Annotated in this window: 10 protein-coding genes; 7 read left to right on the forward strand and 3 right to left on the reverse strand. The window is 61.3% G+C overall.

What is annotated here, in order from left to right:
- Nucleotides 1-166: 166 nt before the first annotated feature.
- Complete coding sequence (locus tag ACP7B1_RS07325) at nt 167-1,060, reverse strand: LysR substrate-binding domain-containing protein (protein ID WP_346306058.1); 894 nt, start codon at nt 1,058-1,060, stop codon at nt 167-169.
- A 160-nt stretch (nt 1,061-1,220) separates the two neighbouring features.
- On the opposite strand from ACP7B1_RS07325, the gene ACP7B1_RS07330 reads away from it, so the two are divergent.
- Genes ACP7B1_RS07330 through ACP7B1_RS07340 form a run of 3 tightly spaced genes read left to right on the forward strand, consistent with a single transcriptional unit; the run spans nt 1,221 to nt 7,384 of the window.
- A complete protein-coding gene (locus tag ACP7B1_RS07330) occupies nt 1,221-2,453 on the forward strand; it encodes an aromatic ring-hydroxylating dioxygenase subunit alpha (RefSeq protein ID WP_346306059.1) in 1,233 nt (410 codons plus the stop codon).
- Between the two features lie 42 nt (nt 2,454-2,495).
- Nucleotides 2,496-4,943: a GcvT family protein gene (locus ACP7B1_RS07335; protein WP_426136853.1), complete on the forward strand. Its 2,448-nt coding sequence runs from the start codon at nt 2,496-2,498 to the stop codon at nt 4,941-4,943.
- Nucleotides 4,940-7,384 (forward strand): GcvT family protein, encoded by a 2,445-nt coding sequence (locus ACP7B1_RS07340; RefSeq protein WP_426136854.1) that lies wholly within the window; start codon nt 4,940-4,942, stop codon nt 7,382-7,384. Before ACP7B1_RS07335 ends, ACP7B1_RS07340 begins: the two co-directional genes overlap by 4 nt.
- Nucleotides 7,385-7,567: 183 nt before the next feature.
- Here the strand turns inward: ACP7B1_RS07340 and rocD are convergent, their stop codons facing one another.
- Together rocD and rocF are read right to left on the reverse strand one after the other, a co-directional pair.
- Complete coding sequence (rocD, locus tag ACP7B1_RS07345) at nt 7,568-8,776, reverse strand: ornithine--oxo-acid transaminase (protein ID WP_346305838.1); 1,209 nt, start codon at nt 8,774-8,776, stop codon at nt 7,568-7,570.
- Nucleotides 8,777-8,804: 28 nt separating this feature from the next.
- Nucleotides 8,805-9,788 (reverse strand): arginase, encoded by a 984-nt coding sequence (gene rocF / locus ACP7B1_RS07350; RefSeq protein WP_374042729.1) that lies wholly within the window; start codon nt 9,786-9,788, stop codon nt 8,805-8,807.
- A 176-nt stretch (nt 9,789-9,964) separates the two neighbouring features.
- Between rocF and ACP7B1_RS07355 the strand changes: the two genes are divergently transcribed.
- From ACP7B1_RS07355 to ACP7B1_RS07370, 4 genes are all read left to right on the forward strand, one after another.
- Nucleotides 9,965-10,390: an Lrp/AsnC family transcriptional regulator gene (locus ACP7B1_RS07355; protein WP_105732917.1), complete on the forward strand. Its 426-nt coding sequence runs from the start codon at nt 9,965-9,967 to the stop codon at nt 10,388-10,390.
- Between the two features lie 29 nt (nt 10,391-10,419).
- Complete coding sequence (gene pabB / locus ACP7B1_RS07360; protein ID WP_346305837.1) at nt 10,420-11,814, forward strand: aminodeoxychorismate synthase component I; 1,395 nt, start codon at nt 10,420-10,422, stop codon at nt 11,812-11,814.
- Nucleotides 11,811-12,401 (forward strand): aminodeoxychorismate/anthranilate synthase component II, encoded by a 591-nt coding sequence (locus ACP7B1_RS07365; RefSeq protein ID WP_346305836.1) that lies wholly within the window; start codon nt 11,811-11,813, stop codon nt 12,399-12,401. The genes pabB and ACP7B1_RS07365 overlap by 4 nt, the downstream gene beginning before the upstream one ends.
- A 149-nt stretch (nt 12,402-12,550) precedes the next feature.
- Nucleotides 12,551-13,999 carry an aldehyde dehydrogenase family protein gene (locus ACP7B1_RS07370; protein ID WP_346305835.1) on the forward strand — a complete coding sequence of 483 codons (1,449 nt, stop codon included), beginning with the start codon at nt 12,551-12,553 and terminating at the stop codon, nt 13,997-13,999.
- Nucleotides 14,000-14,045 lie beyond the last annotated feature (46 nt).

Genomic DNA, 14,045 nt, shown 5'->3' on the forward strand with positions numbered 1-14,045 from the left:
TGCCGGACATCTCCCCCACAAGGGGGGAGATCACATCGACATCACTCATCCCGCTTAGCTTTCACCCTTGAAGGTTGGCTGAAACAATTGTGAAAGCTGATCTCCCCCCTTGTGGGGGAGATGGGCGTCAGCCCAGAGGGGGGTGAAACAACAGCAATCGTTGGTTTCATCCGCCGAACTGCTCCACCAGCCACTTCTCGAACTGGCGGATGCGCGCTTCATTGACCCGCTCCTTGCGGCAGATCATGTACCATGCACTGGGTTGCGGGACTTTCAGCGCGAACGGTGCCACCAGACGCCCCGCCTTCAGATCGTCGGCGACGAGAAAGCCCGGCGCGATGGCCAGTCCCTGACCATCGAGCGCTGATTGCAGGGCGGCGAGGTAGGTGTCGAACTTCAGCGTCACCGCCTGGCCGCTATCGGCAATCCCTGCGGCATCGAGCCACGTGCCCCAGTCCTCCGGCGCGGTATAGAGCGCCAGACGCGGCACCTTGTTGAGTGCCTTTGCCTCGGTGTCGCCCGCGATCCGCGCCGCAACCGCCGCGCTGCACACCGGAAACATCTCGGCTTTGACAAGCAGCCGGTAATGCAGGTTCATCCGCTCCGGCCGGGTCGTGTGGATGATGCCGATATCGGAACTGTCGATGTTGAGTTCCCAGTCGAGCTGGCTGGTGCCGATGCGGATGGCAAGGTTCGGGTTGACCTTGCGGAAGTCGGTCAGGCGCGGAATGAGCCAGCGGATGGCGAAGGTCGCATAGGTTTCAATCGCCAGATCATCCGTCGTGCCCAGCCGGTTGATCAGCGCCGTGCCGCGGGCGATCTTTTCGAAGGCATCGCGCATATAGGGATAATACAGCGTCCCGGCATCGGTCAGCGCCACGCCGCGCGGCAGGCGTTCGAACAGTTTTACCCCGAGAATCGCCTCAAGCTCGGAAATGCGGTGGCTGATGGCCGATTGGGTCACGCCGAGCTCATCGCCCGCCAGGCGAAAGCTCAAGAGACGGGCCGAAGCTTCAAACGTGCGCAACGAGCCGAGCGGGGGTATTCGGGGCTTCGACATCATCGGGCGGCATCCTGTAAAGCAGACTGTTGAGAATAATTCATGTCTTGATGAGCAACCATCGCTTGAACGGCGCCCAATGCGGAATCATTCTAATCTGCGACGCATCCGGGAAACAAGGGAGCGCGTCGGGGGACCACTCTTTTTGAGCGAGGCTAACATGGGCGCGGAACAGGCATTGGCTGGCGTTGCACCGGCAGGCGACAAGATCGACCGCATGATTGCGGACCACCGGCCCGGCCATGGGCTGACGCGCGCTTTCTACATGGACCCGGATGTCTACGCCCGGGACATGGAACGGGTGTTCCGCCGCCATTGGCACTGCATCGGCCATGCCAGCATCATTCCCAATGCGGGCGATTTCGAGCTGTTCAAGATCGACTCGGAGGCGGTGATCGTTTCGCGCACCGATGATGGCGCGATCCACGCATTTCTCAATGTCTGCCGCCATCGCGGCGCCGAGGTCTGCACCCAGCAGAAGGGCAATGCCCGCTTCTTCGTCTGCCCCTATCACGCCTGGACCTACATGAATGACGGCAGCCTGCGCGCGGCACGGCTGATGCCGCGCGATTTCGACCGCAGTGCGCATGGCTTGAAAAAGCTGCATGTGCGGGTGGCCGAAGGGCTGATCTTCATCTGCTTTGCCGACGAACCGCTGAATTTCGACATTATCGAGCAGTCGCTGCGCACCACCTGCGGGCAGTATGGCTGGGCCGATGCCAAGGTGGCGCACCGCGAGACCTATCCGGTGGATGCCAACTGGAAACTGGCCGTGGAAAATTACGTCGAGTGCTACCACTGCGGCCCGGCCCATCCGGAATATTCGCAGACCCATGCGCTTGAACAGCCGCTGGAAAAAATCACCGAGCTGAATGCGCGGATGGAGCAGCGCACCTGTGCGCTTGGTATTGATATCGCCACAGGCGACCATTGGCAGAGCTCCGCGCAAGGCAATGAAACCATTCACACGTTCCGCTATGCGCTCTATGACGGCGTGTCGAGCGGCAGCCAGGACGGCTCGCCCGTCGGCCCGCTGATGGGCCGTTTCACCGAATTCGACGGCGGCGTGACCTCCATCCACCTTGGCGGCACGAGTTTCCTCGTGTGCTACCCCGATCATGGCATGATTTATCGTTTCATTCCGAAGACAGCCGATACCTGCGAGATGGAGCTGATCTGGCTGGTGCACGGCGATGCCGAGGAGGGCCGGGATTACGACCTGGAAAAGCTGACATGGCTGTGGAAAGTGACCACGGCCGAGGACAAGACGATCATCGAACACACGGCGCGCGGCGTGCGCTCGCACTATTTCGTGCCGGGGCCCATCGCACCGATGGAACACAACGAGTTGCGGTACATCCAGTGGTACCTCGATGAAATCGCCCGGGCATGACCGGGCAGCAAAACCACAGCATGAGACCACGGGAGACTATGCATGTCTGAATTTCCAACGTCGGCGCGGGTCGTCATCATCGGCGGCGGGGCGGTCGGCGTCTCGTCGCTGTATCATCTGGCCAAGGCGGGATGGACCGACTGCGTGCTTCTGGAGAAGAACGAGCTGACATCGGGCTCCACCTGGCATGCGGCGGGCAATGTGCCGACCTTCTCCGCCTCGTGGTCGGTGATGAACATGCAGCGCTATTCCGCCGAGCTGTACCGGCGCTTGGCGCAGGAAGTGGACTATCCCATGAACTACCATGTCACCGGCTCGCTGCGGCTCGCCCATGGCAAGGAACGCATGCGCGAGTTCCAGCGCGTCAAAAGCATGGGCCGCTATCAGGGCATGGATATCGATGTGCTCGGCGTCGATGAAATCAATGGCCGCTATCCCTTCATTGCGACGCATGATCTGGCGGGCGCGCTGTACGATCCGAACGATGGCGATATCGATCCGGCCCAGCTGACGCAGGCGCTGGCCAAGGGCGCGCGCGACATGGGCGCAAAGATCATCCGTTTCTGCCCGGTGACGGGTGCCCGGCGCGACGGTGACGAATGGGTGATCGCGACCCCGCAGGGCGAGATCCGCTGTGAATATGTGATCAATGCCGCCGGTTACCGGGCGCAGGAAATCGGCAGGCTGTTCGGCCGCGAGGTGCCGATGATGGTCATGAGCCATCAATATCTGCTGTTCGATGAAATCCCCGAAATTGCCGCATGGAGCCGCGAGCAGGGCCACAAGCTGCCGCTGCTGCGCGATGTGGATTCGTCCTACTATCTCCGGCAGGAAAAGAACGGCATGAATCTCGGCCCCTATGAGCGCAATTGCCGGGCGCATTGGGCCACCCCAGACGATCCGATGCCTGATGATTTCTCCTTCCAGCTGTTTCCCGACGATCTGGAGCGGCTCGAATGGTATCTGAACGATGCGATCGCCCGCGTGCCGATCCTTGGTACGGCCGGTCTGTCGAAAATCATCAATGGCCCCATTCCCTATGCACCGGATGGCAACCCGCTGATCGGGCCGATGCCCGGCGTGCCCAATGCGTTCGAAGCCTGTGTTTTCACCTTCGGCATCGCGCAGGCCGGTGGGGCAGGCAAGGTACTGGCGGAATGGGTGACGGAGGGCGCGACCGAATGGGACATGTGGTCCTGCGATCCGCGCCGCTTCACCGCCTTTGCCGATCATGACTACAGCGTCGCCAAGGGCGTGGAAGTCTATGGCCACGAATACGCCATCCATTTTCCGCGCCACACCTGGTCTGCGGGACGCAACAAGAAGCTGTCGCCGCTGCATGCGCGCGTGACCGGGTTGGGTGCGCAGTTCGGCGCCTATAATGGCTGGGAGCGGGCAAACTGGTATGCGCAGCCGGGCGACGACACCTCGGAAGCGGCGACCCAGACATTTACGCGGGAAGGGCCCTGGCAGCAGCGCATCCGCGAGGAGTGCCATGCGGTGCGCGATGCGGTCGGCATTCTCGATCTGCCCGGCTTCTCCCGCTTCAAGGTGAGCGGTGCCGGGGCACGCGACTGGCTGTCGGGCCTGATCACCGGTCTGGTGCCGAAACCCGGCCGCATCGGCCTTGGCTATTTCGCCGATGCCAAAGGCCGCGTCGTTACCGAAATGTCCATCATGGCCATCGATGAGGACGTGTTTTTCCTCATTACCGCCGGCGTTGCGGAGTGGCACGATCTGGAATGGCTGCAAAAACATCTGCCCAGGGGCAGCGCAATCAGCATCAGCAACGTCACCGAGCAGTTTTCCTGCCAGATCGTCACGGGCCCGAAGGCGCGCGATCTCTTTGCCGGTATCTGCGATGCGGACCTTGGAAAATCGTGGCTGTCGCACCAGACGACGCAGATTGCCGGTCGCTATTGCCAGCTTGTGCGCGTGTCGTTTGCCGGGGAACTGGGCTGGGAAATCCACAGCAAGGTCGCCGATACCCAGGCGATTTTCGATGCGGTCTGGCAGGCGGGGCAGCCATACGGGCTAAAACCGTTCGGCATGTATGCGCTGGACTCGCTGCGGCTGGAAAAGGGTTATCGCGCCTGGAAGGGCGATCTGTCCACCGACTACACGCCTTTGCAAAGCGGGCTCGACCGTTTCATCAAATGGGAAAAGCCGGAATTTCTCGGCAAAGCCGCGCTGGAAAGCGAAAAGCAGCACGGCGTGCAGAAGCGCTTCGTCACGCTGACTGTCGACGCCGGCGATTGCGATGCGCCCTACATGTCGACGCTCTGGCACCAGGGCAGCATCGTTGGCGAAACCACCTCGGGCGGCTGGGGGCACCGGATCGATAAATCCATCGCGCTCGGCATGCTCAAGACCGAACTCACCGAACCCGGAACGGAAATCGAGGTCGAGATTTTCGGCGAACGCTTCAAGGCTACCGTGCATCCGGATCAGCCGCTCTGGGATCCCGCTAACGAAAGAATCCGCGCATGAGTTCTCTTCCGGCCAAGGCCAGAGCCGTCATCATCGGGGGCGGCGTTTCCGGCTGTTCCGTCGCCTATCACCTTGCCAAGCTGGGTTGGACCGACATCGTTCTCTTGGAACGCAAACAGCTGACCTCGGGCACCACGTGGCATGCGGCGGGTCTGATCGGCCAGCTGCGCGCCTCGCAGAACATGACGCGGCTCGCCAAATATTCCGCCGATCTCTACGTCAAGCTGGAGGCGGAAACCGAGGTGGCCACGGGCATGCGCCAAGTGGGGTCCATCACCGTGGCGCTGACTGAGGAACGCAAACACGAGATCTATCGCCAGGCTTCTCTGGCGCGTGCTTTCGATGTTGATGTGCGGGAGATTTCTCCGCGCGAAGTCAAAGAGATGTACCCGCATCTTAACATATCGGATGTGGTCGGAGCCGTGCATCTGCCGCTGGACGGGCAGTGCGATCCCGCCAATATCGCCATGGCACTGGCCAAGGGCGCGCGGCAACGCGGCGCGAAAATCTTCGAGAACGTGAAGGTCACCGACATTCACAAGAAGAACGGCCGGGTATCCGGCGTTTCCTGGGCCAAGGGTGAGGAACAGGGCACGATCGAGACCGACGTGGTGATCAACTGCGCGGGCATGTGGGCGCGTGATCTGGCATCGACGTCGGGCGTGACGGTGCCTCTGCACGCCTGCGAGCATTTTTATCTCGTCACCGAGGCCATCGAGGGGCTCGGCCGCCTGCCGGTGCTGCGCGTCCCGGACGAGTGCGCCTATTACAAGGAAGACGCCGGCAAGATGATGCTTGGTGCCTTCGAGCCCGTGGCCAAGCCATGGGGCATGAACGGCATTTCCGAAGATTTTTGCTTCGATCAGTTGCCGGAGGATTTCGAGCATTTCGAACCGATCCTCGAAATGGGCGTCAACCGCATGCCGATGCTCGGTACGGCGGGCATTCACACCTTTTTCAACGGACCTGAAAGCTTTACCCCGGATGATCGCTATTATCTCGGCGAGGCACCGGAATTGGGCGGTTACTGGGTGGCGGCGGGCTACAATTCCATCGGCATCGTATCGTCCGGCGGCGCCGGCATGGCGCTGGCCCAGTGGATCCACGATGGCGAAGCGCCGTTCGACCTGTGGGAAGTGGATATCCGCCGGGCCCAGCCATTCCAGAAGAACCGGCGCTATCTGAAGGAACGCGTCTCCGAGACGCTTGGCCTGCTCTATGCCGACCATTTTCCCTATCGGCAGATGGCGACCTCCCGCAATATCCGCCGGTCGCCCATCCATGAACATCTGAAGGCACGCGGTGCCGTTTTCGGCGAAGTGGCCGGATGGGAACGGGCAAACTGGTTCGCCAATGATGGGCAAGAGCGCGAATACCGCTATTCCTGGAAGCGGCAGAACTGGTTCGACAATCAGCGCGCGGAACATCTGGCGGTGCGCAACGGCGTCGGCCTGTTCGACATGACCTCGTTCGGCAAGATCCGCGTCGAGGGCCGCGATGCCCTCGCTTTCCTGCAAAGACTTTGCGCCAACCAGCTCGATGTCGAGCCCGGACGCATCGTCTACACCCAGATGCTCAACAATCGCGGCGGTATCGAAAGCGACCTGACGATCACGCGCCTGTCGGAGACGGCATTCTTTGCCGTTGTTCCCGGCGCCACCCTGCAGCGCGATCTCGCCTGGATGCGCAAGCATCTCAAGGATGAGTTCGTCGTCATCACGGATGTGACGGCGGCGGAATCCGTGCTGTGCCTGATGGGGCCGAAATCCCGCGACGTGATCGAAAGGATCAGCCCCAACGATTTTTCCAATACGGGCCATCCCTTCGGCACCGCGCGGGAAATCGAGATCGGCATGGGTCTGGCCCGCGCCCATCGCGTCACCTATGTCGGCGAACTCGGCTGGGAGCTTTATGTCTCGTCGGATCAGACAGCGCATGTGTTCGAGGCGCTGGAGGAGGCCGGTCAGGAGCTGGGTCTAAAACTATGCGGCCTGCATACGCTGGATTCCTGTCGGATCGAAAAGGCTTTCCGGCATTTCGGCCATGATATCACCGACGAAGACCATGTGCTGGAGGCAGGGCTCGGCTTTGCCGTCAAAACCCCGAAGGGCGATTTCATCGGGCGTGATGCGGTGTTGCAGAAGAAGGAAAACGGGCTGGACCGCAGGCTGGTGCAGTTCCGTCTTGCCGATCCCGAGCCGCTGCTGTTCCACAATGAAGCCATCGTGCGCGATGGCGAAATCGTCGGAACGATCACCTCAGGCAATTATGGCCATCATCTCGGCGGGGCGATCGGGCTTGGCTATGTCGCCTGCAAGGGCGAAAGCGCCGAACAGGTGCTGGCGTCGAACTATGAGATTGAGATTGCCGGAGAGCGCGTGAAAGCCGTGGCATCGCTCACGCCGATGTACGATCCGAAGGCGGAGCGGGTGAGGATGTAAGTATTTCACCCCCCTCTGGGCTGCCGCCCATCTCCCCCACAAGGGGGGAGATCAGCCTTCACAGCTGTATCGGTTCATCTTCAATGTTGAAAATGATGCAAAATCGCTGATGCCGATGTGATCTCCCCCCTTGTGGGGGAGATGTCCGGCAGGACAGAGGGGGGTGTTGAACCCCCGCCGGCCTCAATTCATGCTGGTTAGCACTTCGTTGAACTGTTCCAGCGCCCAATCAATCTGATCGCGGTTGATCACCAACGGCGGCGCGATGCGGATCGTATCGCCATGGGTGTCCTTGGCGAGAATGCCGCGTTCCTTCAGCTCGTAGCAGAAACGGTTGGCACCGCCGGCTTCCGGATGCAGCTCGATGGCCAGCATCAGGCCGCGACCGCGCACTTCGCGCACGATATTGCTGCGGATACCCTTGAGCTGCTGCAGGAAATATTCGCCCTCGATGCGCGAATTCTCGATCATGTTTTCTTCGGTCAAAACACGCAGCGCGGCGCGGGCAATGGCGCAGGCCAGCGGATTGCCGCCGAACGTGCTGCCGTGCTGGCCCGGTTTCAGAACGCCGAGCACATCGCTGTTCGATAGTACGGCGGAGACGGGATAGAAGCCGCCGGAGAGCGCCTTGCCGATCAGCGTCACGTCAGCCTCGATCGCCTCATGCTCTTCCGCCAAAAGGGCGCCGGTGCGGCCGAGGCCGGTCTGGATTTCATCGAGGATCAGCGTGATGTTGTTCTGCGTGCAGAGCGCGCGCACCTTGGAGAAATAGCCTTTCGGCGGGATTTTCACGCCGGCCTCGCCCTGGATGGGCTCGACAAGGAACGCCACGGTATTGGGCGTCAATGCCGCTGCAAAGGCATCGATATCGCCGAAAGGAACGACCTTGAAGCCCGGCGCAAACGGGCCGAAATTCTCGCGGGCGGACGGATCCGTGCTGAACCCGACGATCCCCATGGTGCGGCCGTGGAAATTATCGGAACAGACGATGATCTCGGCGGCATTCTCCGGCACGCCCTTGACCTCGTAGCCCCATTTGCGCACGGCCTTGATGGCGGTCTCGACGGCTTCGGCACCGCTGTTCATCGGCAGGATCTTGTGCGAGCCGGTGAGGGTTGCCAGCTCTTCGTAGAACAGGGCCAGCTGATCGTTGCGGAAGGCACGCGAGGTCAGCGTCAGCTTGGACGCCTGCTCGGTCATGGCCGCCAGGATCTTGGGATGGCAATGGCCCTGGTTGACGGCGGAATAGGCTGAAAGACAGTCGAGATAGCGGTTCCCATCGATATCCCAGACATGCACGCCTTCACCGCGCGACAGAACCACATCAAGCGGCTTGTAGTTGTGAGCGCCAAGACGGGACTCGGTCGAAATCAGTTGGGCGGCTGTTTGCAGCAAAATATCCTCCTATTTGCCAATTTTCTTAAACGTTGAGCGCCGTGGTGCTCTGGTCTGAAACGGCGGGCCGTTCATAAATCTGCCGGCCGAACAGGCTGGCGACGAGATCGACGAGCAGCATGGCGCTCTTGCCGCGATCATCGAGGAACGGATTGAGCTCGACGATGTCGAGCGAGCCGACAACGCCGGAATCGTGCAGCATTTCCATCACGAGATGGGCTTCGCGGTAGGTGGCGCCGCCCGGAACCGTCGTGCCGACACCCGGCGCAAGCGACGGATCGATGAAATCCACGTCAAAGCTGACATGCAGGATGCCATTGGCTTTCTGCACCCGCTCGATGATACGGCGCATCAGCTTGGCCACGCCGAACTCGTCGATCTGGCGCATGTCGATGACGTCGATGCCGCGTTCGCGCAGGAGCTTGCGCTCGACCGTGTCGATGGAGCGGATGCCGAAGAGATGCAGGTTTTCCGGCTTGATCAGGCCATGCGGCTCGTCGCCGAACACGCCTTCAAGGCCGGGCTCGTTGCACAGGAGCGCTGCGGACATGCCGTGCATGTTGCCGGAGGGCGAGGTTGCCGGGGTGTTGAAATCGGAATGCGCATCGAGCCAGAGCACGAACAGTTCGCGGTTGTTTTCCTGGCAGTAGCGGGCGATGCCGCCGACCGAGCCCATGGACAGCGAATGGTCGCCGCCCAGAATGACCGGAAAACTGCCGTCCTTCATCGCCTCATAGGTTTCAACGCAGAGCATGCGCGACCATGCGGCGATCTTTTCGATGTGATGAGCAAGGCCGGTGACGGGCGCAACGGCTGGCAGGGTCTGCGGCAAGCGAAGATCGCCATGATCGTCGACCGGATGGCCCATCTCTTCCAAAGTGCGGATGAGACCGGCGGTGCGCAGCGCTGCCGGGCCCATCAGGGCGCCGAGACGACCGGCACCTTCCTCGATGGGCGCGCCGACGATCATCAATTTCTGTTTGGGGTCGTTCTCAAAGTTGCTGAGCATGTTCATCAACAAGCGCCACTTTCGCGTTTGAATGGTCAATCAAATGAAGCCGGGGGAGTCTCCGGCGCAGCCAGTATACTGCCACCCCGAGACGGTGACAAATAGACAGCATCCTGATAGAAATGCGCTACTTAATGCGCAGTTTGCGCATCTCAATTGTACAAATTGGAACAGACATGGATGATCTTGACCGCCGCCTGTTGTCACTGCTGCGCGATGACTGCCGCATGCCCGTCTCGTCGATGGCAACGCTGCTCGGCATTTCGCGCGCCACTGTGCGGGCCCGCGTCGACAAGCTGACCACCGATGGCACCATTCAGGGTTTTACCGTGACGCTGAAAGCCGGAGCAGGTGTCTACGGCGTTCGCGCCATCGCCATGATCGAAGTGGCCGGGCAGGGTGCGGAAAAGGTCATCCGCCGCCTGCAGGGCTTTCCCGAAATCCGCGCGCTGCATACCACCAACGGCCGCTGGGATATTGTTGCGGAGATCGAGGTGGAGACGCTGGAAGCGTTCGATCACACGCTGCGCGACATCCGGCATATTGACGGAATCACCCTGACCGAGACAAGTATACTTCTTTCCACCCGCAAGAGCGGGTAACGCCATCGTTCGGGAAAGGCTGACAACGGATGTACGTCCGTGAAATCCCCTGGCTGGAACCAGTCGACGCTGCCGAACGCCTGAAGCCGTTCGGCGGGCTGAGCTTTCTTGACAGTGCCATGCGGCACGACCAGCTTGGCCGCTATTCCTACGTGGCTGCCGATCCCTTCGGCACGCTGGCGGTCCGGGATGGTGCGGCCAGCTGGAACGATCAGCCACTGGATCTCGGCCCGCTGGAGGCTCTTGCCCAGTATCTTAAACGTTTCCGCCTCGACGATCAGGCTGGCCTTCCGCCATTCCATGGCGGGGCCATCGGCTATTTCTCCTATGAATTCGGACGGTTGCTGGAAAATCTTCCAAAACCGCGCAAACAGTCGCAGGGCGATGTGCCCGACGCCATCTGGCATTTCCATGACGTCGTGCTTGCCTTCGATCACCTGACGCAACGGGTCTGGCTCGTCTCGTCCGGTTTGCCCGAACAGGCGGATGAAAGGCGTGCCGCCGAACGCGCTCATGTCTTTCTCGCGGCGCTCGAAAAGCCGGTGCACACGCAAGCCCCCGCGCGGCCACCTGTTGCGCGCAATGTCTGGCAATCCAATTTCACACGCGAAGCCTATATGCAGGCGGTGGCGAAAGTCGTCGAATACATTCTCGATGGCGATATCTTCCAGGCCAATATCGCGCAACGCTTTATCGCCGATCTTCCCGAAAACTATCCCGTCTGGGCCTTCTACAAGGCGCTGCGCCAGCGCAATGCCGCGACATTTGCCGCCTATCTGGAGCACGATGATCTGATCATAGCGTCAAGTTCGCCGGAACGGTTTCTTTCCGTTCGGGGCCGGGAGGTGCAGACACGGCCGATCAAGGGCACGGTGCCGCGCTCGACCGACCGTGAAATCGACCAGCGGCATGCGGAGACCCTGCTTGCTTCTGAAAAGGATCGCGCCGAAAACCTTATGATCGTCGATCTGATGCGCAATGATCTGTCGCGGGTCTGCAATCCCCATTCCGTGCTCACGCCCGTGCTGTGCGGGCTGGAATCCTACGCCAGCGTGCATCATCTGGTGTCGGTCGTCACCGGGCGTCTGGCGGACGAAAAATCACTGCCGGACCTGATCCGCGCGGCTTTCCCCGGCGGGTCCATCACCGGTGCGCCGAAACTGCGGGCGATGGAAATCATCACCGAGATGGAACAGGTCGCGCGCGGTGTCTATTGCGGCTCGATCGGCTTTTTCGGTTTCAACGGCAATATGGACACCAACATCGCCATCCGCACCGTGCTGTTCCAGGGCGGCAAGGCGGTGTTCCAGGCGGGCGGCGGCATCACGGCGCTCTCCGATCCCGCGGCGGAGTATCAGGAGACGCTGGACAAGGCGGCGCGGATTTTCGATGTGTTCGACATGGCCGGAGATGCCGGCTCATGATCCTCATCATCGACAATTACGATTCCTTCGTTTTCACCGTGGCGCGCTATTTTGCCGAGCTCGGCGAGGAAACACGCGTCGTGCGCAACGACGCAATCACCGTCGCCGACATCGAAGCGCTGCAACCCGCGGCTCTGGTCATCTCGCCGGGTCCCTGCGGGCCGCATGAAGCGGGGCAGTCGCTCGCCGTCATCGAAGCCTTCAGCGGCCGCATTCCCATTCTCGGCATATGCCTTGGCCACCAGTGCATCGGTGAGGCCTTCGGCGGCACGGTGCTGCGGGCGCAGGAACCCATGCATGGCCGCTCGTCGCTGATCCAGCATGACGGAACGGGCGTTTTCAAGGGCTTGCCGAGCCCGTTCAAGGCGGGGCGCTATCATTCGCTGATTGTCGTTGCGGACAAGGACAATGCGTCGCTCACCGTAACGGCCCGCTCCGACAGGGGCGAGATCATGGGGCTTGCCCACCGGGAGCACCCGACATTCGGGGTGCAGTTCCATCCGGAGTCGGTGCTGACGGAATATGGCCACGCCATGCTCGGCAATTTCCTGCGCATCGGGCGTGCCTTCCATCAACCCGGGAAATGACGATCAGACGTCAGCGCGCCGCTATTTTCGCCTCTTTGTTCGATATTCCTGTTGGCTGCCGGTCCATTCATCCGCTACACCAGCAGTCCAACGGATGCACGTCCGCCCTGAACCAACCCAATCCGACAGCACCAGGCAGGAGACCAACCATGCTTCGCAAGACCGATTTCTATATCAATGGAAAATGGACCGCTCCGGCCGTGGCAAAGGATCTTGATGTCATCAATCCTGCCGATGAGCAGCCTTTCGCCGTCATTTCAATGGGCTCGGCCGCCGATGTCGATGCCGCCGTTGCCGCCGCACGCAAGGCATTCGCCACCTGGAGCCTGACAAGCCGCGAGGAGCGCATTGCCTGGCTCGAGCGCCTGACCGCCGCCTACGAGACGCGCATCAATGACATGGCGCAGGCCATCTCCTCCGAAATGGGCGCACCGATCAAGATGGCGCTGGAAGAGCAGGCAGCCTCGGGCACCGGCCACCTCAAGGCGTTCATGCGGGCGCTGAAGAGTTTCGAATTCGAGCGCCCGCTCGACGAGCACAACCCCAACGTCCGGATCGCCTATGAGCCCATCGGCGTCTGCGGCCTGATCACGCCGTGGAACTGGCCGATGAACCAGGTTGTGCTGAAAGTCGTGCCTGCCATCGCCGCCGGTTGCACCGTGGTGCTGAAGCCCTCGGAAATCGCGCCGATTTCGTCGGTGGTTTTTGCTGAAATCATCGATGCATCGGGCCTTCCAGCCGGTGTGTTCAACATGGTCAATGGCGATGGCCCGTCGGTCGGCGCTGTCATGTCGGCGCATCCGGGCATCGACATGATGTCCTTCACCGGCTCGACCCGTGCCGGCATTGCCGTGACCAAGGCTGCTGCCGATACGGTCAAGCGCGTGTCGCTGGAACTCGGCGGCAAGTCGCCCAACATCGTTTTCGCCGACAGCGATGTGGAAGCGGCGGTCACGCGCGGCGTCCTGCACGTGTTCAACAATACCGGACAGTCCTGCAATGCGCCGACGCGCATGCTGGTGGAACGCTCGGTCTACGACAAGGCGACTGAGGTGGCCGCTGCCACGGCGAAGGCGACCGTTGTCGGTGATCCCGCGCAGGACGGCGATCATATGGGCCCGCTCGTCTCCGAGGCGCAGTTCAACAAGGTGCAGGGGCTGATCGAACAGGGCATCAAGGAAGGCGCACGCCTGATCGCCGGTGGCACCGGCCGTCCGGAGGGCTTCAATCGCGGCTATTTCGTCCGTCCCACGGTGTTTGCCGATGTGAACAACGAGATGACGATTGCCCGTGAGGAAATCTTTGGGCCGGTACTGGCGATGATCCCGTTCGATACGGAAGAAGAAGCCGTCGAAATCGCCAACGATACGCCATACGGTCTTGCCGCCTATATCCAGTCGGGCGATCGCGAGCGGATCAAGCGTGTGTCGAAGCAGCTGCGTGCGGGCATGGTGCGCATCAACGGCGCGTCGCACAAGGCGGATGCGCCGTTCGGCGGCTACAAGCAGTCCGGCATCGGCCGCGAAGGCGGTCACTGGGGGCTGGAAGACTTCCTTGAGGTCAAGGCCATCAGCGGCTGGGAAGACAGCGCCGCCTGACCGGCAGCGCCCACCACCCGGTCCCGCCGGGGGAATAACCTTCTGA

The sequence above is a fragment of the Phyllobacterium sp. SL163 genome, assembly GCF_049896885.1.
GTDB classification, from domain to species: Bacteria; Pseudomonadota; Alphaproteobacteria; order Rhizobiales; family Rhizobiaceae; genus Phyllobacterium; species Phyllobacterium calauticae.